Origin of the sequence: Yersinia sp. 2541 StPb PI, from assembly GCF_052217145.1 — a bacterium.
GTDB lineage: Bacteria > Pseudomonadota > Gammaproteobacteria > Enterobacterales > Enterobacteriaceae > Yersinia > Yersinia enterocolitica_E.
Map to the genome: position 1 here is coordinate 1348197 of NZ_JAZGQB010000001.1, position 26246 is coordinate 1374442.

Genomic DNA, 26246 nt, shown 5'->3' on the forward strand with positions numbered 1-26246 from the left:
CAGTATCGTGGAATTAGCAGAGTGTTTTTTCTTCGATGAATGTGGTAATCAAATCCATCAATTCCTTCGCTGTTGGTTGAGCTAATGCCTGCTCTGCCAACACCTTCACATCTTCGAAATTCGTATTACGGATAATTTTCTTGATGCGTGGGATCGAAATCGCACTCATGCTGAACTCATCCAGCCCCATGCCCAATAGCAACAGTGTAGCACGTTCATCACCAGCAAGTTCACCGCACATACCGGTCCACTTACCTTCAGCGTGAGATGCATCAATAACCTGTTTGATCAGGCCCAATACCGATGGCGACATTGGATTATAGAGATGAGAAATCAGCTCATTGCCACGATCTACTGCCAGAGTATACTGAGTTAGATCGTTTGTCCCAATACTAAAGAAGTCAACTTCCTTAGCTAAATGGCGAGCGATAACCGCCGCCGCAGGTGTTTCAACCATTACACCGACCTCGATAGTTTCATCGAAGGCCTTGTTTTCTTCACGTAATTGGCCTTTCAGCAGTTCAAGTTCTGCTTTCAGTTCACGTACTTCTTCAACCGAAATAATCATCGGGAACATAATACGTAATTTGCCAAATGCTGAGGCTCGCAAGATTGCACGCAGCTGTGCGTGCAGAATTTCTTTGCGATCCATAGCAATACGGATAGCGCGCCAGCCCAAGAATGGGTTCTCTTCTTTCGGCAGGTTCATATACGGCAAATCTTTATCGCCGCCGATGTCCATGGTACGGACGATAACAGCCTGAGAGCCCATCGCTTCAGCAACGGCTTTATATGCCTGGAACTGCTCTTCTTCTGTAGGCAAAGAATCGCGGTCCATAAACAGGAATTCGGTACGATACAGACCAACACCTTCAGCGCCATTACGTTCAGCACCGGCGATATCACGCACAGTACCGATGTTGGCAACCACTTCAACCTGATGGCCATCAAGGGTGATAGCAGGCAGGTCTTTTAATTTGGCCAGATCATTTTTCTCGGTGATGTATTGAGTATTCACCGCTTTCAACTGCTCAATAATATCGGCAGTTGGGTTTAAATAGACTTTGTTGTTTACTGCATCAAGGATCAAATAGTCGCCATTCTGGACTTGTTTGGTCACATCGGAGGTGCCGACGATAGCAGGGAGTTCCAACGAACGAGCCATAATCGAGGTGTGAGAGGTACGGCCACCTAAATCGGTGATAAACCCTAACACTTTATCCAGATTAAGCTGTGCGGTTTCTGATGGCGTCAAATCGGTGGCAACCAGAATAACTTCATCCTGAATGGCACTCAGATCAACAATGGTCAGACCGAGAATGTTCTTCAGCAGGCGTTTACCGATATCACGCACGTCAGCCGCACGTTCTTTCAGGTATTCGTCATCCAGTTCTTCCAGGGCTTTTGCCTGCCCTTCAATCACTGAATAAGCGGCTGCATCAGCAGAGGCATGCTCATCTTTGATGAGGGCTATGATTTCCTGCTCAAGCTCTTCGTCTTCCAACAGCATGATATGCCCTTCGAAGATGGCAGCTTTCTCTTCGCCGAGGCTTGCTTCAGCTTTGGTCTTAATCGCTTCTAACTGCTCAGACGCTTTGGCCCGCCCAGATTTGAAACGTTCGACTTCCTGCTCCACTTGGTCAGCAGAGATCTTTTTCCGGTTGATGACAATCTCATCTTCTTTCAGCAAAAGTGCTTTACCAAAAGCGATACCCGGTGATACTAAAATGCCTGAAATCATAACCCTACCTTACTCTTGACTGGTGTTAACTAAAAAAGCGTGCGTGATTACTCAAGCTCAGCCATCAGTTTTACCAGATGCTCAACAGCTTTCTTCTCATCTTCACCAACAGCCGAGATCGTAACAACAGTACCTTGGGTCAGGCCCAGAGTTTGTAGTTTAAACAGGCTCTTGGCGCTGGCGCTTTTACCGTTAGAGATCACAGTAATTTCAGACGCAAAGCCTTTTGCTTCTTTTACGAACTGGGCAGCCGGGCGGGTATGCAGACCATTTGGTGCAGTAATAGTAACTTCTTGCTGGAACATTGTATTTCCCCAACTTATTGGATTTATGTTGTGGAGCTAAAGTTTAGTGTAGAACCCAAACTTTAGCCTGTATTGGTGCGCGTATAACAAGACTATCTGACTTGCGCATGACTATGCCTCAACCACCGGCAAGTCACAAAGACAGTTTCTGATGCAACCTGAATTCAGGTCTAAAATCGACACTGTCGTATCTAAGAATAATGCTCTCTTTGCGTTATGTCTTCAATCCACGTTCGGTGATGACATTTTTTGTCGCATTGCATAATTGTTAAATCGATTCAGCCAGAGATTCACTCAAGATACGATTAATTTCGCGTATCAAAATAATTGACCGGTTAAATACTAAACCCAGAGGGTAAAATCAATCTTTATGTAGTAAAAACTTTGAAGTGCGCCACAAAAAAAGCACCCATGAGGGTGCTTTTTTAGCATTTAGTGCGACAGCCTGACTACTGTTGCAGCTCTTGCTCAGTGAACAAATCTGCAAACAATGCTGTGCTTAAATAACGCTCACCCGAGGAGGGAAGAATAACCACAATTGTTTTGTCAGTAAAGCCATCTTCTTCGGAAAGTTTGACTGCTGCCGCAACTGCTGCACCGGAAGAAATACCGGCCAAAATACCTTCTTCGTCCATCAAACGGCGAGCCATTGAGATAGCTTCATCATTGGTTACCAACGCTACGCGGTCAACCAAACTCAGATCGAGGTTGCCGGGAATAAAGCCAGCACCGATACCTTGGATTTTATGTGGGCCGGGTTTGATTTCCTGTCCAGCCAACGCTTGCGTGATAACCGGGGAGTCAGTCGGTTCAACCGCCACAGTGATAATCGCTTTGCCTTTGGTATTTTTAATGTAGCGGCTAACACCGGTCAGGGTTCCACCGGTACCGACACCTGCGATAAAGACGTCCACTTCACCATCGGTATCTTCCCAAATTTCCGGGCCGGTGGTTTGCTCATGAATTTCCGGATTCGCTGGATTACTGAATTGCTGCAAAATCAGGTAACGGTCAGGGTCAGTTGCTTGAATCTCTTCCGCTTTAGCAATGGCTCCTTTCATCCCTTTGGCCCCTTCGGTCAGGACCAGATTAGCGCCGAGCGCTTTTAGTAGCTTACGGCGCTCAATGCTCATGGTTTCTGGCATGGTAAGGGTTAATTTATAACCGCGAGCGGCGGCAACAAATGCCAAAGCAATGCCGGTATTACCGCTGGTAGGTTCTACCAGCTCTTTGCCTGCGGTCAGAATGCCGCGCTTTTCGGCATCCCAAATCATATTGGAACCGATACGGCATTTAACGCTGAAACTTGGATTGCGTGATTCAACCTTCGCCAAAATGCGCCCGTTACCGATACGGTTCAGACGAACCAGCGGCGTATGGCCGATTGTTAAAGAGTTGTCTTCATATATCTTGCTCATAGCCCGTCCTTTAACTCTATGAAAATGTAGGAAACGTTCAAAGCATACGCTAACAGTATGGCTATGGAAGTAAGTAATTAGTATATCGATATGTTATTAGGAAATAAGTTTTAATCCCAATAGCTTTAAGGGCGTGGCTGGCACGCCCAAAGGAGATTAACGAGGTGGTTGAGTAAACTGGTCGCGGTAACGATCTACCCACATTGCGGTGGCTCCGCAAACGGCAACCGGCAGAATCACCAGATTAAGGAATGGGATCATAGTAAACAAGCTCACCAGTGCACCAAATTGCAAGTTATCGACTTTATTTTGTCGCAATGCACTGCGCATCTGCTGGAAACTCACTTTATGGTTATCAAAGGGATAATCGCAATATTGAATTGATAGCATCCAGGCACTGAATAAGAACCACAATACCGGCGCAACGGTCTGACCAATGCCAGGGATAAAGTAGAGCAGCAGTAGCCCTAATGCCCGAGGCAGGTAGTAAGCCAGTTTTTGCCACTCGCGCGCCATGATGCGCGGCAAATCTTTAACTATTCCCCATATACCGGTGTCTGGCAGTGGTTTACCCGTCAGACTGGCCTCCAGTTGCTCAGCCAGCAAGCCGCTAAAGGGGGCTGCAATAATATTGGCCAGGGTACTGAACAGGTAACTGAATACCAGTAGCACCGAGATAACCATTACTGGCCACAACAAATAACTCAGCCACTGTAACCAGTCGGGAACATGGTTCATCAATTGTGGAACCCAATCACCTATACGGTTGAATAACCACCAGAAAGCGCCCCCCATCAGCAGAATATTTACCAGTAAGGGCAAAATAACAAATCGCCGGATACCCGGACGGGAAATTAATTGCCATCCTTGGGCGAAATAATGGACACCACTCACCTTTTTTACCGCTTTTTGCGTATACGCCATGCCATTCAGTTCTCTGTAAGTCTATTGACCCACGTATCATATCGGTATGATTTCCCACTGCATAGTCACATATTGTGCAAAAAACGAGCGAAACATCTAGCATAATCATCTTTCTTCGAAGAAAATTGAGCACGGACTTGCACTTGTGTTCGTTGGCAAATAGAGTTAAAGGGTGAATGTTTGCCGCGGTGGCAATGTATTGGAACAACAGAGATAGTAATGATGCAGGATTTGCGTCTGATATTAATCGTTGTTGGCGCGATCGCCATAATAGCGTTGTTATTGCATGGTTTATGGACCAGCCGTAAAGAACGCTCTTCACTTTTTCGCGATCGCCCAGTTAAACGTCCGAAACAAGAACGTGTTGAAACCCCGATCGAGAGTCTCGATGAAGGGGTAGGAGAAGTGCGCGTCCGCACTGCTCATCCACAGGAGAAGCCTTCGTTTAGTCATATTGATGACGACGACGAAGACATGCCGGTTATTCAGCATACTGATACCAAACCGGCTCAGGTCAAGACGGAACCTCGTCACAAGCCTTTTGCTTCAGTGCCAACAGACTATGACGACCCTCTTTTGGGTGGGCTATCGGCTGAGCAACCACCGCATGCATCACAGCGTGATCCTTTGCTTGGATCGGTTGAAGAGTCGTATTCGCAACCGCGACACGCAGAGCCACAGCATGTGGCAGAACCTGCACCTCGTGTGGCACCACAACATGTGGAATCACAACCAGAGCCTGTCGCTCCGGCAGCAGAGGTGAAACCACAGAAACTGAAAGAGACCGTTTTGGTGCTGCATGTTGCTGCGCATCATGGTGGCGCTCTTGGCGGCGAGTTGCTGCTACAGAGTGTTCTTCAGTCTGGTTTCCAGTTTGGTGAGATGGGTATTTTCCATCGTCATCTTAGCCCGGCAGGCAGTGGCCCAGTATTATTCAGTTTGGCGAATATGGTAAAACCGGGTTCTTTCGACCCTGATACCATGTCTGATTTTTCAACGCCGGGTGTCTCAATGTTTATGATGGTGCCGTCTTATGGTGATGCCAATCAGAACTTTAAATTAATGCTGCAATCAGCCCAACGCATTGCTGATGATGTCGGTGGTGTAGTGTTGGATGATGATCGCCGCATGATGACCCCGCAGAAGCTGGAAACGTATAAGGCGCGTATCCGTGAAGTGCTGGATGCAAACGCTAGCGCCTGATAACGTTACCTCGCAATGAATCGAATTAACCCGAACCCCCGCATGCCGGGGGTTTTTTATCTTTGATGGTGAGCCATGGAATCGATAATTCAGCAAATTAATCAACTAAGAACCTCATTGCGCCATCACGAACATCTTTATCATGTGTTGGATGCCCCTGAGATCCCTGATGCTGAATATGACCGTTTGATGCAGCAATTACGTTCCCTGGAAGCACAACATCCTGAATTGATTACTCATGATTCACCGACACAGCGGGTTGGTGCTGCGCCGCTTGATGCATTTGAACAGGTTAGACACGAAGTGCCGATGTTATCTCTTGATAACGTTTTCGATGAAGAGAGCTACCTGGCTTTTGACAAACGGGTGCATGACCGGCTGAAAACCGCTGAACCGTTGACCTTCTGCTGTGAGCTGAAGCTCGATGGCCTGGCGGTCAGCCTATTGTATGAGAATGGTGAGTTAGTTAGAGCTGCTACCCGTGGTGACGGTACCACGGGTGAAAATATTACCGCGAATGTGCGTACCATCCGTGCCATTCCACTGCGCCTACATGGGGAGAATATCCCACAGCGGGTGGAAGTTCGCGGTGAAGTCTTTATGCCACAAGCCGGTTTTGAGCAACTTAACGAAGAGGCGCGTCGCAAAGGCGGTAAAATTTTTGCCAATCCACGCAATGCTGCTGCCGGATCGTTACGTCAGCTCGACCCCCGCATCACCGCCAAACGGCCATTAATGTTCTTCTGTTATGGTGTGGGTTTACTCGATGGCGGTGAGCTTGCGCGCAGTCATATTCAGCGCCTGATGCAATTTAAAGCCTGGGGTCTGCCGGTCAGTAATCGAGTGAAGTTATGCACCGGTAGTGATGAGGTCATTGCCTTCTATCGTCAGGTAGAACAGGACCGTGCCAGTTTGGGGTTTGATATTGATGGCGTGGTTATCAAGGTTGATTCACTCGACTTGCAAGAAAGATTGGGGTTTGTAGCACGCGCTCCCCGTTGGGCTACGGCGTTTAAATTTCAGGCGCAGGAACAGATAACTCAAGTTCGCGACGTGGAGTTTCAGGTGGGGCGCACCGGTGCTATCACCCCGGTCGCACGTCTGGAACCGGTGCAGGTGGCTGGCGTGGTTGTCAGTAATGCGACACTGCATAACGCCGATGAAATTGAGCGTCTTGGTATACGCATTGGTGATACCGTTATTATTCGCCGCGCTGGAGATGTGATCCCGCAAGTGGTTGGTGTGGTGATGGAACAACGCCCGCAGGATGCCAAAGAGATAGTTTTCCCGGAGCACTGCCCGGTATGTGGTTCTGATATCGAGCGGGTAGAAGGCGAGGCGGTTGCCCGCTGCACCGGTGGTCTGTTCTGCGCAGCGCAGCGTAAAGAGGCGTTGAAGCACTTTGTCTCGCGCCGGGCGTTGGATGTGGACGGGATGGGTGACAAGATTATCGAGCAACTGGTAGAGAAGCAGTATGTCGAGAACCCTGCGGATCTATTTGAGCTGACCGCAGGCAAGCTGACCGGTTTAGATCGGATGGGGCCAAAATCGGCGCAAAATCTGATTGCGGCGCTAGAAAAGGCGAAGCAAACGACGTTTGCCCGCTTCCTGTATGCTTTGGGTATTCGTGAGGTAGGGGAGGCGACAGCGGCTAATTTAGCGGCTCATTTTCGCACTCTGACTAATTTGCGCGCGGCAGATATCGATGCATTAAAAAGTGTGCCAGATGTCGGGGAAGTGGTGGCCAGGCATGTGCGGAATTTCCTCAGCGAAGAACATAATCAGAAAGTGATCGAGGCGCTAGAGCAAGTGATCAGTTGGCCGGAACCTCAGCAAATTATTGCCGAAGAGATTGATAGCCCCTTTGCTGGGAAAACAGTGGTGTTGACGGGTTCACTGACCATTCTCTCACGGGACGAAGCGAAAGATCGTCTGGCTGCTTTAGGTGCCAAAGTGAGTGGCAGTGTTTCCAAAAAAACGGATCTGGTTATTGCTGGTGAGGCGGCTGGCTCAAAACTGGCGAAAGCGCAGGAGCTTGGGATTACAGTCATTGATGAAGCGGAAATGATTCGTCTGCTGGGTGAATAGTGGTAACGCCAGAGGGCTGTATGGAAAAAGAGAATTTGATTGAGATTGCCAATACCCGGATGCCGTTTGGTAAATACCAAGGGCGGGTATTAATCGACTTACCTGAAGAGTACCTGCTCTGGTTCGCCCGCAAAGGGGAATTCCCACCAGGCAAGTTAGGTATGTTGATGGAGCTGACGCTGACCATTAAAATCGAGGGATTGGATGGTTTGGTAAAACCCCTCAAGCGTGGTTGATTTTACTTTCTAAAACAGGGCGATAGCCGTTATGTTGCCATCGCCCTATCACTGTTTAACCGAATATCAATGTTATTAAATATAAACGTCAATCTGGTTCTGTGCGGAAGGGCGGTTTACTCCATCACCGGCGGGCGCAGTTGCCGCATTGTTGTCACCTTCTTTGGTTTTATCCGCTTCCTTGGCCTGAATACGGGCAAGCTCAGCTTGCAGCGCTGCAATTTGACTCTGAATCTGTTGCTGCTGCTTTTGTAATTCATCTGCAGTCAAACCGGAATCTTTTAAGGTACTTAATTTTTCGGTCAGTTTTTGGATCTGCTGATTAATGGATTTAATTTGTGCCGCCGCACTGCTGTCAGAAGAGCTACTGCTGCTCACTGACACGGATGCTGCAGAGATAGTATTCGACATCATTATTCCTTAGTAAAACCTGGATGGAGTAATGCTTATCGACGGGAGGATATTAACCTTTAACTTTTGAGGGCTGCTTTACACAATCTTATCACTTGCTTATCACTTGGTTGTTTTTTTAAACGCTACCACACGGTTCTGAAACGTTAAATTACCAAACGTAGTTCAGGCCAATGTTGCAGCCAACCTTTGCTATTTACCCGTTGGTAGTAGGTATCGACCTCACCGTTTTTCGGGTTCAAGGTGATCGTTCGGGTAAACAGTGCGCCCAAACCCAGTGGAGCCACCAGCTCAATATCGCCGCTCGCATTGAGCCTGGCACCGATTGCTGTTTCTACTTCAACCCAGTAGCTAATAGCATCGTCGGTACTGGTATAAGGTTGGCGACCCCTATACAGGTGCATTCTGGCTTGATTTTTTACTGACCAGGGGAAGGAGAGATGCTGAGCCGCACTCTTTTGCTGTAGCTGCGCTTCTCGCTGTAAGTCATGCTGCTCGTGGGCATGTTGCTTATCGAAATAGACTAAATCGATATCATTGAGCGCGGTCGCTAACGGGTACCCGTGCAATTGATCCCACACCAGATTACGCACAAATCCTGCCGCCAGACACCACTGCTTTAACCCGAGCTCTCGGGCAATCGACAAAGCCTGCATACGATGAGGGTCAGCCTGTAGCCATTGAATGATTTGTTGCTGCTGATTCATGCCTATTTCCACCGTAATCAATACCTTTGATTAGTTCGCAGGATAACAGAGATAAATGACAAAGAGTGAGGGAGGCTTGCGCGAGAAAGCAAAAAACCGGCCATAAGCCGGTTTTTTAAAGAGTGGTGGAGCTAGACGGGATCGAACCGTCGACCTCTTGCATGCCATGCAAGCGCTCTCCCAGCTGAGCTATAGCCCCACAAATGTGGTTGTTCGTACTGACTTATCTATGATGCCACCCTTTTCTGGCCTGATGATGCAATCAAACAAGAAAATTTGGTGGAGCTAGACGGGATCGAACCGTCGACCTCTTGCATGCCATGCAAGCGCTCTCCCAGCTGAGCTATAGCCCCAATGTGCACATAATAAATCGTGTGAACGGGGCGCATGATATGAAACCACTGAAACAGTGTCAACGGCTAATTCGATTTCTCGCGTTAAGCGCTGAAAAAGCCGCCAAATCAGCGGGTAAATAGCATTAAATATTAAATGTCGCTCACACTATCTAACGAGTAATAATAAAAAGGCGGCCTGAATAGCCGCCTGATTGAACGCACAATAACCGTATTATTGTTGTGCTTCGCGCTCGCTGATAAAGGCTAATGCTTTATCAATACGTGCCAGTGAGCGTGCCTGACCGATAGCATGGACAGTGACATCCATTCCTGGCGATTGACCCGCACCAGTGACTGCGACACGCAGCGGCATCCCCACTTTACCCATACCTACACCTAACTCATCAGCCGTGCCCTGAATCGCGTTGTGAACGTTTTCAGTGGTCCAAGCGGTGATGGCGGCGAGTTTGGCTTTAACTGCTTCAAGTGGCTGGCGGGCCACTGGGCGCAAATGTTTTTTAGCCGCATCAGCATCGAACTCGTCAAATTCTTCGTAAAAGTAACGGCAGGACTCGGCCATCTCTTTCAGCGTTTTGCAGCGCTCACCTAGCAGTTTTACGATTTCAACTAACTCAGGGCCATTACGGGTATCAAGCCCCAGTTGTTCAACATGCCATGACAGGTGAACAGCAACATGCTCTGGTGGCAGGCTATTGATATAGTGATGATTCAACCACTGTAATTTTTCAGTATTGAATGCACTGGCTGACTTACTGACTGCATCGAGGGTAAACAGCTCGGTCATCTCGGCCACAGAGAAAATCTCCTGATCACCATGAGACCAACCCAAACGCACCAAATAGTTCAGTAGTGCCTCTGGCAGATAGCCGTCATCGCGGTATTGCATAACACCAACAGCCCCGTGGCGTTTCGACAGTTTTTTACCGTCATCACCCAGAATCATTGATACATGAGCATACTCAGGCACTGGCGCGCCTAATGCTTTCAGAATATTAATCTGGCGCGGTGTATTGTTGATATGGTCTTCACCACGGATAACATGGGTGATTTCCATATCCCAGTCATCGATGACGACACAGAAGTTATAGGTTGGTGAACCATCGGTACGGCGGATGATTAAATCATCCAGTTCCTGATTGCTGAATTCAATAGGGCCACGGATTTTGTCGTCGAAAATGACTGAACCTTCCTGCGGGTTGCGAAAACGCACCACTGATGGCTCATCAGCGCCATGAGTGCACTGGCTATCGCGGCAACGACCATCGTAGCGAGGTTTCTCGCCATTGGCCATTTGGGTTTCACGCAACTCTTCCAAGCGCTCTTTAGAACAATAGCAGCGATAAGCGGTGCCCTTTTCCAACATTTGGTCAATCACCGCATTGTAGCGATCGAACCGTTTGGTTTGAAAATACGGGCCTTCATCCCAATCCAGATTCAACCAGTTCATACCGTCCATAATAGCGTCGATGGCTTCCTGAGTTGAGCGCTCAAGATCGGTATCTTCAATGCGCAGAACAAATTCACCACCTAAATGACGGGTGAACAGCCAGGAATACAATGCGGTGCGTGCGCCACCTACATGGAGATAGCCGGTAGGACTGGGTGCAAAACGGGTTTTGATCTTCATTGGAATCGATGCCTTATTACGCTACGCCGGTCAGCAAAAGCTGACAGTTGCTCGAAATTTGAAAAAGTAGGCGACATTCTACCACCCTGTAGTAATTCCTCAACGATGTTACCGGTATGCAATTGATGATATCCCTGTCATCTTTCAAATTGCAGGTGTGTTGGCCGCACTCACTCACCCGAATCACATCCTTGGGTAAGCTCATCGGGTTCATTTGTTTGCCGCCGTCCTGCACCTTGAAATATTTTGGGGATCATTTAATAAAGGTTCATAGCGGCGATAAATATCGCATCCTGTTTAAATTTGCGGCGAACGATTGTTTTCGTTTTAAAAACCGTTGACTCACTTCGAACTATCCCTATAATGCGACTCCAACAACACGGCGGGGCGATTAGCTCAGTTGGTAGAGCATCTCCTTTACACGGAGGGGGTCATCAGTTCGAATCTGGTATCGCCCACCAAACTCGACGTGTTATGCAATAAATGAGATAGATGAGGGCGATTAGCTCAGTTGGTAGAGCATCTCCTTTACACGGAGGGGGTCATCAGTTCGAATCTGGTATCGCCCACCACTCATCACTCATTGTTAAAAGTATTAAGATTCAAGGTAGTAGAAGTGGGCGATTAGCTCAGTTGGTAGAGCATCTCCTTTACACGGAGGGGGTCATCAGTTCGAATCTGGTATCGCCCACCACTTCTTTTACTTCGTATTACCATATAATGGGTCGTTAGCTCAGTTGGCAGAATAGTTACTTTTAATCAATTGGTTAAAGGTTCGAGCCGAGCGAAGCGAGACAGCAACGCGTAAGCGTTGACCCGAAGGGCGAATCCGCAGGATGAGTAATCCCGCATGACTCGTGTTAAAAATGTCGAATAAATCTATATAATGGGTCGTTAGCTCAGTTGGTAGAGCAGTTGACTTTTAATCAATTGGTCGCAGGTTCGAATCCCGCACGACCCACCATTATATCAAGTACCGTATTAACTCCCCCAGATCTAAAAACTCAAAAACTACACGAAATCGTGTGGGTGAGACCCTGCGTTCAGGTTCGAGCCGAGCGAAGCGAGACAGCAACGCGCGAGCGTTGACCCGAAGGGCGAGGTCAGAGACCGAGTAATCCCGCACGACCCACCATTATATCAAGTACCGTATTAACTCCCCCAGATCTAAAAACTCAAAAACTACACGAAATCGTGTGGGTGAGACCCTGCGTTCAGGTTCGAGCCGAGCGAAGCGAGACAGCAACGCGGGAGCGTTGACCCGAAGGGCGAGGTCAGAGACCGAGTAATCCCGCACGACCCACCATTATATCAAGTACCGTATTAACTTCCCCAGATTTAAAAACTCAAAAACTACACGAAATCGTGTGGGTGAGACCCTGCGTTCAGGTTCGAGCCGAGCGAAGCGAGACAGCAACGCGGGAGCGTTGACCCGAAGGGCGAGGTCAGAGACCGAGTAATCCCGCACGACCCACCATTATATTTACTACCTCACTTAGAACGCCATCTATTGCTTATTAACGGGCATATCACATCAGTCGCGGCATTAAACTTACCCACTAAAGTTGTCCAGCCTTTGATTACTCAAAGAGTCATCATCCGTGTAAATAGTCCGGGTATGAATCGCAGGTATAAAAAAAGGCGCCGTAGCGCCTCTTTAGAGATTTTTTTCTGATACTTAGAGTACCAGGCCCGCAATAGAGGCGGACAGCACACTGACCAGCGTAGAGCCGTATAACAGCTTCAAGCCAAAGCGTGAAACTACATTCCCTTGGTGCTCATTCAAACCTTTAATCGCACCGGCTACGATACCAATAGAGGAGAAGTTAGCGAATGAAACCAGGAACACTGACAGAATACCCACGCTGCGTGGCGACAGTTCTGATGCCACTTTCTGCAAGTCCATCATTGCCACGAATTCGTTAGATACCAGTTTGGTTGCCATGATGCCACCAACTTGTAAGGCTTCATGAGTCGGTACGCCCATCACCCAGGCAAACGGGAAGAAGACATAGCCCAAGATACCCTGGAAGCTGATACCGAACAGCAAGCTAAATAAGGCATTCATCGCAGAAATTAACGCGATAAAACCAATCAGCATGGCTGCAACGATGATAGCAACTTTGAAACCGGCCAGAATGTACTCACCCAGCATTTCAAAGAAGCTTTGGCCTTCGTGCAAGTTGCTTAGTTGCAACTCTTCCTCGTCCTCTGCTTTATACGGGTTGATCAATGACAACACGATAAAGGTACTGAACATGTTAAGTACCAGCGCCGCAACCACAAACTTCGCGTCCAGCATTGACATATATGCACCCACGATTGACATAGAAACTGTCGACATCGCGGTTGCTGCCATGGTGTACATGCGTTTTTCAGACATTTTGCCCAAAATGTCTTTATAGGCGATGAAGTTTTCAGATTGACCCAGAATCAGTGAGCTGACGGCGTTGAATGATTCCAGCTTACCCATGCCGTTAACTTTAGACAGCAAAGTACCAATGATACGAATAACGACGGGGAGAACTTTGATATATTGCAGAATACCAATCAGAGCAGAAATAAAGACGATAGGGCACAGCACTCTCAGGAAGAAGAACGCCAAACCTTTATCACCCATATTGCCAAAGACAAAGTCGGTACCGTTGGCGGCAAATCCAAGCAACTTGTCGAATAAACCGGCGAATCCTTTCACAAAACCCAATCCAGCTTCCGAATGGAGGAAGAAGTACGCCAACAACACTTCAATTACCAGCAATTGAATAACAAACCGAATGCGGATGCTTTTACGATCCTTACAGATCGCCAGAGCTAATATGGCCACCACGACTAAGGCCAACGCAAACTGCAGAATATGGGACATGTGTGCTCCAAATTTGAGGCAGGCTAGATTTCGGTGGACATTTTATGTAACGGCTACATTAAAAACGAGATGTAGGCAGCAAATATAGAAATTCACTTGCACTAATGCAAACGAATTAGTGGAGTGGATCACAAAAAATAGGATGTTAATAATTTGCTACGGAAGTAGTTTAAATATGCTAGGTTGATCAATTGTAGTCATTCGTTACGAAAAGGGCGATGGAACATTTAACCCAACTTTTCAGAAAGCTACCACGGGTGATTGCTACACGGCTGATTATACGGTGTTAGCTATCAGAGAGATAAGTTCTACCACGCCAAGTGCGCTTGATAATTATTATCATTTAGATATTATTATTGATAAGAAAGTAGACGTAAGTTTTCAAGGGTAATACTGAATGCTGAATAGCCGTGCTGTCGATACATCCCGCCGTACATCAAGGAGGATAAAACTCTCCCTGATGGGGCCTGCTTTTATCGCGGCCATCGGTTATATCGACCCCGGTAACTTCGCAACCAATATTCAGGCGGGGGCCTCTTTCGGTTATACCTTATTGTGGGTGGTGGTTTGGGCCAACATCATGGCTATGTTGATCCAATTACTGTCCGCTAAACTCGGTATTGCCACTGGTAAAAATCTGGCTGAGCATATCCGTGATCGTTTTCCACGGCCTGCGGTATGGGCCTACTGGGTACAAGCCGAAATCATCGCCATGGCCACGGATCTGGCCGAGTTTATTGGGGCGGCAATCGGGTTTAAATTACTGCTAGGTGTGACCCTGCTTGAAGGTGCTGTCCTGACCGGCATTGCCACTTTCCTGATTCTTATGCTGCAAAAGCGTGGGCAAAAACCTCTCGAACTGGTTATCGGTGGGTTGCTGTTATTTGTAGCGGCGGCTTATATTGTAGAACTTATTTTCTCCCGACCAGAACTGGCGGCGTTGGGTCGCGGTATGTTGGTTCCTGACTTGCCTAACCGTGACGCGGTGTTTCTAGCGGCCGGGGTATTAGGTGCCACGATTATGCCGCATGTTATTTATCTGCATTCATCCTTGACGCAAACGGCGGGAGAAAACTCCAAGGCATCCCGTTATGCTGCGACTAAATTGGATGTGGCGATTGCCATGACAATTGCCGGTTTTGTGAATCTGGCTATGATGGCAACGGCGGCGGCGGCTTTCCATTTCAATGGTTATGGCAGTATTGCTGAAATCGAGCAAGCGTACCTCACACTACAACCCCTGTTAGGTAATGCCGCAGCCACTATTTTTGGTTTGAGTCTGGTTGCCGCTGGGTTGTCATCGACAGTGGTGGGGACCTTGGCAGGGCAGGTCGTCATGCAAGGCTTTGTCCGGTTTTATATCCCTATCTGGGTGCGACGCTCGGTCACGATGTTGCCTTCCTTTATTGTCATTCTGGCGGGTATGGATGCAACACGGATCTTGGTGATGAGCCAGGTACTGCTGAGTTTTGGTATTGCGTTGGCGTTAGTTCCATTGCTGGTCTTTACTGGCAATAAAGAATTGATGGGAGAGATGGTTAACTCAAAATTGATTCAGATTTTGGGGAAGATGATTGTGTTAGTGGTGGTTGGATTAAATGCTTATCTGTTGATTAGCTTGCTCTAACTTCTTCATACTGGCGGGATCGATAGCCAATCATCCGCCAGAAGCTTTTTTAATTAGTCATCATCATGATGGCGGTCATGCCCTTTTCCTCGATGATGTTTCTTGCCGTGGTTGTCATAATGTTTATCGTGTTTCTGATAGCGCCCTTCACGGTAATAATAGTTCTTTTGCCACCAGTCTCTGTTTTGCCAGCGGTGCCCATCCCAGTAATGTCCATGGCGATTTCGTTCGCCTAAATCCTGCCCCTGATGATCCTGCCACCATCGTTGATCGCGCCAGTCATAACCATCCCAATAATTGCCACGGCGATCTTGCTCACCGATCTGCAATGAAACACTGGGGAGTAGCTCAATACTTTCGGCATTTGCCATAGGAACGAGAGGAAACCAGGCTAATATCGTTACTAATAACAGTGGTCTTAACGCAATAGGTCTAAATATCGTTGGTTTCAAAACATCCACTTTTGACATGATTTATCCTTGCGCAGCTTTATTGGCTATGGCCTATCTTAAACTGCGGTTCGGCAACTGTGATTCAGATAAAACTGTAAAATAAAAAATTGAGATTTATCTGTAATAATGATGGATTAGGGGCACCGGAGTGCCCCTGTTGGGGACTTTGGAGAGAGCGTTTACACCAGAATATCTTCAATACGTTTGATTTCTTCGGTGCTGAAATCAGTGTTGGCTAGCATACCAACCGCGTCGTCAATCTGGCTGATTTTGCTGGCACCAATCAGTGCTGAAGTCACCCGCCCGCCACGTAATACCCAGGCTAAAGACATCTGTGACAACTTCTGACCGCGTTCGTGGGCCAATGCGTTCAACTGGCGCACCTTGGCCAGTTTTTCTGCGGTAAGCTGCTCGGGATTAAGGAATTTACTGCCACTGGCAGCCCTTGAGTCCTGCGGAATACCCGCCAAATAGCGATCCGTCAATACGCCGCCTGCCAGCGGAGAAAAGGCAATAGATCCTACGCCATACTCATCCAAAGTATCTTGCAGCCCGGTTTCAATCCAGCGTTCGAACATAGAGTATTTAGGCTGATGAATCAGGCAAGGCGTACCGAGATTTGCCAGAATTTCACAGGCCTGACGGGCTTGCGCCGCTGGATAGTTGGACAACCCGATATACAACGCTTTACCTTGGCGCACCAGCAGGTCCAATGCGGCCATGGTTTCTTCCAATGGTGTATTAGGATCCGGGCGATGGTGGTAGAAAATATCTACATAATCTAGCCCCATACGTTGTAGGCTTTGGTTGATACTGGCTACCAGATATTTCTTCGAACCCCAGTCACCATAAGGGCCGGGCCACATGGTGTATCCCGCTTTGGAAGAGATAATCAGTTCATCACGATAGGGGCGCAGGTCTTGTTGCAGGATGCGGCCAAAGTTCAGCTCGGCTGAACCGGGCGGCGGGCCATAGTTATTGGCTAAATCAAAATGGGTGATACCACTATCGAAAGCGCGATGCACTAAATTGCGGCTATTTTCGTACAGCGTGCTGTCACCAAAGTTATGCCACAGGCCAAGAGAAATTGCCGGAAGCATTAATCCACTACGACCACAACGATGATACTTCATCTCTTGATAACGGGAGGAAGCTGCCTGATAGACCATGATGACCCTTATTAACGAGAGTAAACGACAGTTTAGTGTATGCGTTTTCACCGACGACGTAAGCTAACGGGATCACAAGATAAGGCGGAGAAAGGGATGTCAGAAAATAATTACAGTGGTAGCTAATTAGGCATCTGGTTTATCGATACCATTACGACCGGTTAATTGGTCTAACAACCAATAGCCCGCTGGCCCCGGTGGGCTTTTTTTCGACCAAACCGCATCAATAGAGATCATTTTAGGCCAACCAATGGTGGGCAACGCGACCAGTTTTTGACGGCTGTATTGCTCCACCAGCCAGCGTGGCAAAATCGCCCAGCCGAAGCCTTGCTCCGCCATTTCTAACAACATTAAGTAGCTGGGGGCAGACCACATTAGCCCTTGCGACTGGTTGCGCTCAGTACGATTGTAAGTATTGAGGCAAAGTTGCCGGGCGGTAGCCAGTTGTTCGGGGTGAACCTGAGGGAGCTTTGCCAGCGCATGACCCTGCTGCACGAATATCGCCATTTCAGTCTGTGCGGCTAATCGGCTGGCCGCAATATCCGGTGGATAGTACGACTGAACTTCTACTACACCGATATGCGCTCGCCGTAGTTGCAGCAGGTCAATGACGTCGCCCTCTTCGGCAATCAGGCACTCAAATTCGATATCAGGGTAACGCTGCTCAAAGCGACGTAGTAAGTCCTCATGATGTGTTGGTTGATAAGTATCAGAAAGGACAAAAGTCAGTCGGGTTTCAACCTGACCTGCCAGACGTATTGATAGATTATCCAGCCGTTCGCTGGCCGCCAGAATTTCCTGCACATGGGATAGCACCCGGCGACCATGGTCAGTTAATACCGGTTGGCGCGCCTGGCGGTCAAATAAGGTCAAACCCAGATCGGCTTCCAGATTGGCGATGGCGGTGCTGATAGTTGATTGGCTTTTGCGTAGCTTACGGGCTGCCGCGGAGAAGGACCCAAGGGCTGCGGCTTCAACAAATGCAATTAAGGCTTCGGGAGAATAATGCATAAACTATCTATTTTATCGATGGGTTCTATTTTTAATCTATCTTAAAAAACGATGATAATCACCTCTAACAATCTGTCATCAGTTAATTTAAGTAGGTGTTTTATGCAAGTTCATCACCGATCTCTCTTGGAGCGGATTATTCATGCCGTTGGGTTTGAAGTGATTGCCGTTGCCATTTGTGCGCCCGTCGGCGCATGGTTACTGGATCGCTCCATACTGCAAATGGGAACATTGGCCTTGATCCTCTCCTCAGTGGCAATGCTGTGGAATATTGTTTACAACAGTCTGTTCGACCACTTCTGGCCAGTCAGTCGGGTAGCAAAGACTCTGCTCGTGCGGGTACTCCATGCGCTGGGCTTCGAGGGTGGTTTTATCCTGATAGGCTTACCTATCGCGGCTTTCACGTTGGGTGTTTCGCTATTACAGGCATTTATGTTGGAGATCGGTTTCTTCTTGTTCTTCCTGCCTTACACCGTATGTTACAACTGGGCCTATGACAGCCTGCGGATGCGGGTTATCCGCTCGCGCCAGCTTGCGACATTGCAGCCGGTTTCTGAGGAAGGGCGCAATTCACGCTAAATATTTACGTCATTTTTCACCTTCAGCAGCGGTATTTTGCTGTTGCTGAAACGTTTTTATGTGATCTTTATCGCAAAGCGAAAGGGTTTAGCGCATTGATATTGTTGTTTCTCCAGCCTGATTTTACAGTGGACATAGTTGAAGTTAAGCATCCCTGTAACGGAGAAGTTTCTGATGACAAGCTATGCCCTGGTGGGTGACGTTGGCGGCACTAATGCCCGTTTGGCGCTTTGCGCTGTGGCGACGGGCGAAATATCACAAGCAAAAACATATTCAGGGTTGGAATTCGACAGTCTGGAAGATGTCATTAAGCAATATCTGTCAGAGCATACAGTCACCGTAAAGGATGCCTGTATCGCTATTGCTTGCCCGATTACCGGGGATTGGGTGGCGATGACCAATCATACGTGGGCATTTTCTATTGCAGCTATGCAGCAAAGCCTGGGGTTGGATCATCTGGAGGTGATCAACGATTTTACGGCAGTATCGATGGCGATTCCGGTGTTGTCCGAACAGGATGTGTTGCAATTTGGTGGCACAACGCCTCAAGCGGGTAAACCAGTGGCAGTTTATGGTGCAGGTACTGGGCTGGGTGTAGCCCATTTAGTTAATGTGGACCGCCGTTGGATTAGCTTACCGGGAGAGGGCGGTCATGTGGACTTCGCCCCGAACAGCGAAGAAGAAGACTCTATTTTGGCGGTATTGCGTCAGGAACTGGGCCATGTCTCTGCCGAGCGAGTACTTTCCGGGCCGGGGCTGGTTAATTTATACCGAGCTATCGTGATTTCTGATGCACGCCTGCCGGAACATCTGGCACCGAAAGATATTACTGAACGCGCTCTGGCGGATAGCTGTACTGACTGCCGCCGCGCCTTATCACTATTTTGCGTGATTATGGGCCGTTTTGGCGGCAATCTGGCATTGAATCTCAGCACTTTTGGTGGCGTTTATATTGCTGGCGGTATCGTGCCACGCTTTATGGATTTCTTTACAGCTTCGGGCTTTCGCGGTGCTTTTGAAGATAAAGGCCGTTTCAAAGATTTCCTGCAAGATATTCCTGTTTATATGATTACCCATCAGCAACCGGGTTTGCTGGGGGCGGGCGCTTACTTGCGTCAGACATTAGGACATGAATTATAAGGTTTTTATTCGCCATCGCTGAAATATGAAAGCAGAGCCAAGGCTCTGCTTTTTTACATCATTGCTTTAAAACAGCCCCCATACTTTACAAACTCTGGCTGAGTTGTATTAATTATGGTGGGCCGTGTCACCCTCTATTAGGCATGGCTACGGGCAGTTACGCCCGCTGTTGCGGTTGGTGTACTTTCAGTCTCGGTTGCTGCACCTTTTGGCGGTTTGATTATCAACGTCAGCAGCAAGGAAAGTACTGACAGCACCGCGATAACCATAAAGGTCGCCTGATATCCACCCAGTTGTGCGGCAATAAACGAACCTGCCAGAGCACCCAAACCAAACCCTTGATAGATGACACCGTAGTTTTTACTGTGATTTTTCAGACCGAAGAAGTCGCCGACAATCGCCGGGAACACTGTAATATTGCCGCCGAAGCAGAAGGCTATCGCCCCGACACACAAGAAGAACAGCGCATGAGTCAGTGGAACAAAACTCAACACGGATACCGCTAATGTGGTGACCAGCAAGGTGAAGCTGATTACGCGCAGGCGGCCCACTTTGTCTGATAGTGCGCCAAGGATAATGCGCCCGGCGGTATTAAAGATGGCAATGGCTGAAACGGTGTTGGCTGCCGTCACCAAGTCCATTCCTGCCAGTTGTACGCCTAAATCTTTCACGATACCAATCAGATATAAGCCACTCATACATGCGGTGAAGAAGATGATAAATAAGAAGTAAGACTCTTTAACCGCCAGCATCTCTTTGACACTAAAATCACGCCCGGCACGGGCGGTTTGCAGGCTGTTATTGACCTGTGGTGCCACCGCTTTTTCTTGTAGCAGGAAAGAGCCAGCCCCTACTAATACCATCACGATGAGGCCCCAGTAGAAGAATGCCAGCGACACTCCTTGGTTGGCAATCAGACTGGCATTTACATATTTGAACAATAAGCTGCCGGTACCAAATGCCCCCACTGAAATACCGGAAATCAGCCCTTTACGTTCCGGGAACCATTTGATCAGATTCGACAGGGTGGTGATGTAGGCGGTGCCATCGGCGAAACCGACCACGATACCAGCCAATAGATAAATCATTCCTAATGATGTGGCAAAAGAGCTGGCAATCAGGCCCAAACCAAGAATGATACCGGAAAGTAACGTCAGTTTACGGATACCGATGCGCTCTTGCAGGCGGCCAGCAAACAGTGTGGCAATAGCGAGAGAAAAACTGGTAATGGAAAATGTGGTTGCAACTGCCCCTAACGACCAACTGAACTTCTCTCCCAGTGGCTGATTAAATAAGCTCCAGGTATAGATAGTTCCCAACCCCATTTGAACGATGATGGTACCCGCAACAATTAGCCAACGATTTACCGGTTTACTGCTCATGCCGGACTCCTTAAACATCAATGCAATGTGGCCCGAATATGGCTATTGCGAACATAACAATGATTTGCAATCGCGTCGGAAGCCAAAGATTACGCGCTGATGGGGCACCGGAAATCTTGTCTTGAGGTGTTATCAGCCCGCCGAATGAAACCAGTATACGGGCGGGCTAATCACTATAGATCGAAAGGGGAATGAGCTGCATTCCACGCGGAATGAAATGCATTTAAAGACGCATCAGTTGCCTGAATTCTTTTATCTTGCTGCGGCTGACAGGGACTTCAAAGTCCAAATCACTGAGCCGCAGAATATAGGTATTATTAAACCACGGCACAATTTCACGGATTTTGGCTAAATTGACACAATAGGAGCGATGGCAGCGGAAGAAGTACTCCTCCGGTAGGCGGCTGAAAAATTCAGTAATATTCATCGGCATAATGAATTCTTCGCGCCGAGTATAGACCAACGTGACCTTTTCCTGTGCTGCGGCATAATAGATATCATTGATGTCAGTGACGATAATGCGCTCATCTTTCATCAAATTGATGGTATGCGCCGCAGAACGGTGGTTGGTACTGCTGGTCTGTTCTCTATTTTGGTGCTCACGCTTATGCAGCGCTTCGAGTTTTTGCAGCATAGTGACAATACGAGACTCATGATAAGGCTTTAAAATATAGTCAAATGCTTCAATTTCAAAGGCTTCAACGGCATGCTCTTTATAGGCTGTGATAAAGATAATATAAGGCTTATGGGCAAATTTACTGATGTTCTGTGCCAATAACACGCCATCCAATGATGGAATATTGATATCGAGAAAAATAGCATCGACCTGATGGTTTTGCAGGTATTTAAGCACATCCAGCCCATCGTCAAAGGTTGCCTCAATGGTGATGTTGCTGTGCTGGCGAATCAGGTAACTCAACTCTTCTTGAGCCAGAAACTCATCTTCAACAATGATTGCTTTCACGGATTAGACTCCGGCTGGAATATGGGGGTCAGCATGGATTTTGCCGCCATTTTTGCTGATATAAAAAGAGATCTCGGTGCCCGGTTCCATGCGGCGTATCTGTAAACCTTCCCCATACAGTAACTTCACCCGATGATGCACATTGAGTAAACCAATTTTATTGCCCGGCATTTCATTATTCGCCACGCGCTCAATTGTCTCTGGGTTAATACCATTACCGGTGTCTTTTACGGAAATTTTTATTTGGTCGCCACTGTCTTTAACCGCAATGACCACCACACCTTTACCACGACACGGCTGAATGCCATGCACAATGGCATTTTCAACCAAGGGTTGAATTAACAAGCTGGGTATTTTCAGCGCAATATCGTCGTCAATATCATAAATCACAGTTAACTTGCTGCCGAAGCGGGCCTGCTCGATGGCGATATAATCCTGAATTTGATGTAGTTCTTTGCGAATATCAATCTGTTCGTCATTCAGCTCAAGGTTATAACGCAGATAACGGGATAAATTGATGATCAATTGGCGCGCGGTATCTGGATTAATACGAATTGAGGACGAGATAGCATTCAAGGCATTAAATAAGAAGTGCGGGTTAATTTTACTTTGTAGTGCGCGCATTTCCGCTTTATTTGCCATTTCACGCAGTTGTTCTATACGGGAGACTTCAATCTGGGTTGAGATAATTTGTGACAAGCCGACCGCCATCACTTTCAGTGAATAGGTAATTTTATGTGCATGGCAATAGTAGATCTTCAGTGAGCCAGTGACTTCACCTTTTTCCCATAACGGAATAATGATGAGGGAGTGAATTTGTGGCGTGCGATGGACTTCATCATTATTGCGGATAGTAATCTTCCCACACTGAATGCTCTCTTTGGTAATATCACTGATGATCTCATGACCGATATTATAGGCTTCAACGCCCACCCCCACATAAGCCAAAATATGTTGGGTGTCGGTAATGGCGACAGCATCTGCCTTAATATCGGTGCGAATAATCTCACACACACTGCGCAGTGATTCGCCGTTGATATTGCGAAAATAGGGCAGGGTTTTATTGGCGATATCCAGTGCCAGTTTTGCTTGCCGCGCGGCAATAACCTCTTTTTCATCTTCGACACTCTGTACCAGCAGGACAATTAACCCGATACAAACCGCCCCTAAGATCATAGGAATGGCGATTTTAGACACAATATCAATACCTAATGCGGTCGGCCTGGCCCAAATAATCACCAATAGCATGGTGAGTGACTCACAAATCATGCCTGCCAGAATACCGATACTCCATTGCCGCTCTTTCTTTATTTTCAGATTTATATAGCCGGACATCAGGCCGGCTATAATGCTGGTAATCAGACAGGGGATTGATGTAATTCCATCAATATCAATTAAATATCGGTGAGAGCCGGCGATAAGTCCGGTAATGATACCTACCCACGGGCCAAATAAAATACCGCCAGACATGACAGCAATAACCCGAACATTCACTAATGAACCTTCGACGTTAATACCGGAATAAGTACCAAAAATAGCGAACAACGAGAAGATAGCGGTTACCGCTGCCAGTTCCAGTGGTGTGTGCTTCTCTTTTTGCAATAACTGACGAAACAGGTGGGTGCGGGTCAGAAAGAATAAACAAATCAACATTAATGCGGCACGATCAAACACAGCCAGTAGCATTTCAAATATCTGGTGCACACTATTTTCTCTTGGCGACAGCCTTGAATCTTAGTTTGGGACCATCAGATTCGGCGGCGAATAAGCGGCTAACTATAAGGAAAATGACCGGCAACTGCCACTTTATCCGCGTTATCCGGTAAATCGATGCGGCGGATTGCAGGGGAGTCTGCTGGCGGGTCGCGCCAGCAGAGATAACGTTGAGGAGATTATTTATATCGTTCTTATTGGCAGAGAAACACGGGATTGATAGGAATGTTATTCAGCCATACCCAACTGTTGTTTGCCGAGGGTGGTTAGGTTATCGGCGGTGGCTCTGCCACTGAAATCCACCTCGAAATCATCGGCGGCAAAGTCTGGTGGTGAGCGGCCATCAATAAAACTGGCTAACTGGCGTGGCAGGTATGCGGCGTTCTTGTCGCACCATGGCGCCGCCGCGATATACATGACGTTGCTGTCAAACTCACCATTATGCTCATTTTCCACTGAGTGAATCACGTCGCAATGCCAGAATACCGTATCACCTGCTTCCAAATCTGGAATAGGGGAAATGGCTTCCATTAAAAGAGGATGCCACTGCTCAGAGGCGGATAAAGCGCGCCCTGGTGCTGCACCGCACAGATCATCGTCAGCAACATCATCTTGTAATGCGCGCAGCAGGATATAGGCCATGGCATTAGCGATCGGGATAACATTCAGCGTCCCCGCATGGGTTCGCTGTGGTGTCAGTGCCGTCCAGCCTTGGAAGGTACGGAACATCGAGCACACTGCCGGTGAGGGGAATTCGCGCACTTGTGGGCGGCCTTCAGCGGCGAATGGGTCATACTTCTGCCAGTCACCCGAGAACACGTGGCGGTACACATGACGGAAGTTCTCATCCAACCAGCGCTCTATGGAGCCACCATCAACGTGGGGGGATAGGCCCAGTGACGATGATTTTGGCGGGCGGCGACGGGTCCGGTCGGCATAAGTCACCACCCGGTTAGCATCAAAATGTTGCTTGCCGTTACTCTCGGTTTGCCACAGATTATTTAAGAATACCTGCACCGCATTCATGCGCTGATCCTGGCGAGCCTCAACCTGCGGTGTTGACCAGTAAATTCCGTAAATTTGCGGTTTGCTGGCAGCCAGCGTACCGAAATAGTTATCTTCCGCAGCATTTTTCAGGCGTTCGACGAAATTATTACGTTCGAGATAGTTACCGATTTCACGGTTCCACGCTGCTGCTTTTTCCGTTGGGAAGACACCGAGAATGGCACAGCATCCTCGTTGTTTTATTTGTGCTTTTTGTTCTTCAGTGACGTTACCATTGATAATATCATCGGCATGAATTTGGGGAACAGGGTTCTCACCCTGCGCCAAACTACGGCGGATTTCGGTGACTTGCTGGCGAATATTCTCTTCCACGGCTTGGAAGACCTGCTGATAATCAGGCAGCGCCTGACGTAATTGCTGCTTCACCGCTTTGATTGCTGCGGGAATATCGTTTATTTGTAATGAAGCCATAATACTGATTCTCCGATAGCTGTAGGGGAGGGCCGTGGTAATGGCGCGCGCGATGCTGACCATTTGTTTGTTTTTTGTTATCTTGAAGTGAACATTATTTAAGTAAAATGGAGAAGAATAAAGGGATGAGGTTATGGAAAAATTTCCTCTTTAATATTCTGCGTTCTGTTTATGGCTAACATCTTCAATTCGAGGGAAAAATGTCACCAGTGATCCCGATGTTCAGTAGCTCGCCGATTTCTCTGAGAACACCACAGTTGGTGCTCGAGAGCCTCAAAGAGCAGGATTGGCCGCTGTTTTTACGCTTATACCAAGATCCTGTGGTTCAGCGTTATATGGCAGATCCGATGGATATGGCCGAGATTCGTGAGCGTTTTGAATCACGTTTAACCCCTTGGGAAAAGGCCTCCAACCATTGGCTATGTCTGGTGGTTCGTGAACGCGCCAGCGGGCAGAGCATGGGGCTTACCGGCTTTTTGGCTGAATGGTTGCCGTTACAGCAAGCTGAAGTGGGTTATGCCATGTTACCGTCCTGCCAGGGCAAAGGTTTTGCCAAAGAATCCTTGTTGGCTGTATTGGCGTTTGGTTTCCAGCAATGTCAGTTTCATAAAATGAAAGCCACGGTTACTGTGGGCAACCATGCTTCACGCGGGTTACTGGAACGCTGTGGTTTTCAGTTGGAAGGGACGTTGCGTGATAATTATCAACTTGGCGGGCAATGGTGTGATGACTGGGTATTAGGGATGCTGGCGAGTGAGTTTGATTCTCAGTAACTTCTCCGATGAGTTAGATATTTGTTACCAGCCACTCGACAGCCCTTTAGCGCTGGGATATGTTCATAAACAGACCATCTG

The 26246-nt window shown here is 47.9% G+C and carries 22 protein-coding genes, 6 tRNA genes and 4 other RNA genes; 15 read left to right on the forward strand and 17 right to left on the reverse strand.

From position 1 onward, the window contains the following. Positions 1-13: 13 nt before the first annotated feature. From ptsI to cysZ, 4 genes are all read right to left on the reverse strand, one after another. The gene (gene ptsI / locus V1953_RS05920; protein ID WP_372559580.1) at positions 14-1741 is read right to left on the reverse strand and encodes a phosphoenolpyruvate-protein phosphotransferase PtsI; all 1728 of its coding nucleotides are present in this window, start codon (positions 1739-1741) and stop codon (positions 14-16) included. A 47-nt stretch (positions 1742-1788) separates the two neighbouring features. After that, a complete protein-coding gene (ptsH, locus tag V1953_RS05925; protein ID WP_083163435.1) occupies positions 1789-2046 on the reverse strand; it encodes a phosphocarrier protein Hpr in 258 nt (85 codons plus the stop codon). Between the two features lie 449 nt (positions 2047-2495). Beyond that, positions 2496-3464, reverse strand: coding sequence for a cysteine synthase A (gene cysK / locus V1953_RS05930; protein WP_083163436.1), 969 nt, complete (start codon positions 3462-3464; stop codon positions 2496-2498). Between the two features lie 156 nt (positions 3465-3620). Further along, entirely contained in the window at positions 3621-4388 is a 768-nt protein-coding gene (gene cysZ, locus V1953_RS05935) for a sulfate transporter CysZ (protein WP_083163438.1), read from the reverse strand. Positions 4389-4607: 219 nt separating this feature from the next. Between cysZ and zipA the strand changes: the two genes are divergently transcribed. The 3 genes from zipA to V1953_RS05950 all read left to right on the forward strand — a co-directional run bounded on the left by zipA (position 4608) and on the right by V1953_RS05950 (position 7915). Next, positions 4608-5591, forward strand: a complete 984-nt coding sequence (zipA, locus tag V1953_RS05940) for a cell division protein ZipA (RefSeq protein ID WP_102970550.1) — start codon at positions 4608-4610, stop codon at positions 5589-5591. Positions 5592-5666: 75 nt separating this feature from the next. Further along, entirely contained in the window at positions 5667-7679 is a 2013-nt protein-coding gene (gene ligA, locus V1953_RS05945) for an NAD-dependent DNA ligase LigA (RefSeq protein WP_372569430.1), read from the forward strand. A gap of 20 nt (positions 7680-7699) precedes the next feature. Next, positions 7700-7915 (forward strand): DUF3820 family protein, encoded by a 216-nt coding sequence (locus tag V1953_RS05950; RefSeq protein ID WP_005183737.1) that lies wholly within the window; start codon positions 7700-7702, stop codon positions 7913-7915. A gap of 75 nt (positions 7916-7990) precedes the next feature. Here V1953_RS05950 and V1953_RS05955 read toward each other — a convergent pair whose 3' ends face one another. The 5 genes from V1953_RS05955 to gltX all read right to left on the reverse strand — a co-directional run bounded on the left by V1953_RS05955 (position 7991) and on the right by gltX (position 11016). After that, a complete protein-coding gene (locus V1953_RS05955; protein WP_083163444.1) occupies positions 7991-8326 on the reverse strand; it encodes a FlxA-like family protein in 336 nt (111 codons plus the stop codon). Between the two features lie 146 nt (positions 8327-8472). Continuing rightward, entirely contained in the window at positions 8473-9033 is a 561-nt protein-coding gene (locus V1953_RS05960) for a nucleotidyltransferase family protein (protein ID WP_083163446.1), read from the reverse strand. A gap of 123 nt (positions 9034-9156) precedes the next feature. After that, positions 9157-9232: transfer RNA gene (locus tag V1953_RS05965), tRNA-Ala, on the reverse strand. 78 nt (positions 9233-9310) lie between these two features. Then, a tRNA-Ala gene (locus V1953_RS05970) sits at positions 9311-9386 on the reverse strand. Positions 9387-9600: 214 nt separating this feature from the next. Beyond that, positions 9601-11016, reverse strand: a complete 1416-nt coding sequence (gene gltX, locus V1953_RS05975; protein ID WP_372569428.1) for a glutamate--tRNA ligase — start codon at positions 11014-11016, stop codon at positions 9601-9603. A 385-nt stretch (positions 11017-11401) separates the two neighbouring features. On the opposite strand from gltX, the gene V1953_RS05980 reads away from it, so the two are divergent. From V1953_RS05980 to V1953_RS06015, 8 genes are all read left to right on the forward strand, one after another. After that, positions 11402-11477, forward strand: a tRNA-Val gene (locus V1953_RS05980). A 35-nt stretch (positions 11478-11512) separates the two neighbouring features. Next, positions 11513-11588: transfer RNA gene (locus V1953_RS05985), tRNA-Val, on the forward strand. 46 nt (positions 11589-11634) lie between these two features. Beyond that, a tRNA-Val gene (locus V1953_RS05990) sits at positions 11635-11710 on the forward strand. Positions 11711-11769: 59 nt separating this feature from the next. After that, positions 11770-11861: non-coding RNA, RtT sRNA (locus tag V1953_RS05995), on the forward strand. Positions 11862-11904: 43 nt separating this feature from the next. Beyond that, positions 11905-11980 (forward strand) — tRNA-Lys (locus V1953_RS06000). A gap of 45 nt (positions 11981-12025) precedes the next feature. Continuing rightward, a non-coding RNA gene (locus V1953_RS06005) (RtT sRNA) lies at positions 12026-12151 on the forward strand. 45 nt (positions 12152-12196) lie between these two features. Beyond that, positions 12197-12322: non-coding RNA, RtT sRNA (locus V1953_RS06010), on the forward strand. Between the two features lie 45 nt (positions 12323-12367). Beyond that, positions 12368-12493: non-coding RNA, RtT sRNA (locus V1953_RS06015), on the forward strand. 201 nt (positions 12494-12694) lie between these two features. Here the strand turns inward: V1953_RS06015 and V1953_RS06020 are convergent. Next, complete coding sequence (locus V1953_RS06020) at positions 12695-13879, reverse strand: NupC/NupG family nucleoside CNT transporter (protein ID WP_083163451.1); 1185 nt, start codon at positions 13877-13879, stop codon at positions 12695-12697. A gap of 397 nt (positions 13880-14276) precedes the next feature. Between V1953_RS06020 and V1953_RS06025 the strand changes: the two genes are divergently transcribed. Then, the gene (locus V1953_RS06025; protein WP_420073378.1) at positions 14277-15506 is read left to right on the forward strand and encodes an Nramp family divalent metal transporter; all 1230 of its coding nucleotides are present in this window, start codon (positions 14277-14279) and stop codon (positions 15504-15506) included. A 53-nt stretch (positions 15507-15559) separates the two neighbouring features. Here V1953_RS06025 and V1953_RS06030 read toward each other — a convergent pair whose 3' ends face one another. The 3 genes from V1953_RS06030 to V1953_RS06040 all read right to left on the reverse strand — a co-directional run bounded on the left by V1953_RS06030 (position 15560) and on the right by V1953_RS06040 (position 18138). Continuing rightward, positions 15560-15976, reverse strand: a complete 417-nt coding sequence (locus tag V1953_RS06030; protein WP_083163457.1) for a DUF2502 domain-containing protein — start codon at positions 15974-15976, stop codon at positions 15560-15562. Positions 15977-16137: 161 nt separating this feature from the next. Beyond that, positions 16138-17127, reverse strand: coding sequence for an aldo/keto reductase (locus V1953_RS06035; protein ID WP_083163459.1), 990 nt, complete (start codon positions 17125-17127; stop codon positions 16138-16140). 126 nt (positions 17128-17253) lie between these two features. Beyond that, a complete protein-coding gene (locus V1953_RS06040) occupies positions 17254-18138 on the reverse strand; it encodes a LysR family transcriptional regulator (protein ID WP_083163462.1) in 885 nt (294 codons plus the stop codon). 102 nt (positions 18139-18240) lie between these two features. Here V1953_RS06040 and V1953_RS06045 point away from each other — a divergent pair, with 102 nt between their 5' ends. Together V1953_RS06045 and glk are read left to right on the forward strand one after the other, a co-directional pair. Continuing rightward, positions 18241-18717 (forward strand): multidrug/biocide efflux PACE transporter, encoded by a 477-nt coding sequence (locus V1953_RS06045; protein ID WP_083163464.1) that lies wholly within the window; start codon positions 18241-18243, stop codon positions 18715-18717. Between the two features lie 174 nt (positions 18718-18891). After that, entirely contained in the window at positions 18892-19857 is a 966-nt protein-coding gene (gene glk, locus V1953_RS06050; protein WP_442850752.1) for a glucokinase, read from the forward strand. A 137-nt stretch (positions 19858-19994) separates the two neighbouring features. Here glk and V1953_RS06055 read toward each other — a convergent pair whose 3' ends face one another. The 4 genes from V1953_RS06055 to V1953_RS06070 form a co-directional block, all read right to left on the reverse strand. Continuing rightward, positions 19995-21239, reverse strand: coding sequence for an L-lactate MFS transporter (locus tag V1953_RS06055; RefSeq protein ID WP_083163469.1), 1245 nt, complete (start codon positions 21237-21239; stop codon positions 19995-19997). A 223-nt stretch (positions 21240-21462) separates the two neighbouring features. Then, the gene (locus tag V1953_RS06060) at positions 21463-22203 is read right to left on the reverse strand and encodes a LytR/AlgR family response regulator transcription factor (protein ID WP_083163471.1); all 741 of its coding nucleotides are present in this window, start codon (positions 22201-22203) and stop codon (positions 21463-21465) included. A 3-nt stretch (positions 22204-22206) separates the two neighbouring features. Then, on the reverse strand, positions 22207-23907 hold the full coding sequence (locus V1953_RS06065; protein ID WP_083163474.1) for a sensor histidine kinase: 1701 nt from the start codon (positions 23905-23907) through the stop codon (positions 22207-22209). A 237-nt stretch (positions 23908-24144) separates the two neighbouring features. Next, positions 24145-25392, reverse strand: a complete 1248-nt coding sequence (locus tag V1953_RS06070) for a DUF1479 domain-containing protein (protein WP_372569425.1) — start codon at positions 25390-25392, stop codon at positions 24145-24147. Positions 25393-25652: 260 nt separating this feature from the next. On the opposite strand from V1953_RS06070, the gene V1953_RS06075 reads away from it, so the two are divergent. Further along, positions 25653-26165 (forward strand): GNAT family N-acetyltransferase, encoded by a 513-nt coding sequence (locus V1953_RS06075; protein WP_442851304.1) that lies wholly within the window; start codon positions 25653-25655, stop codon positions 26163-26165. Positions 26166-26246: the final 81 nt, after the last annotated feature.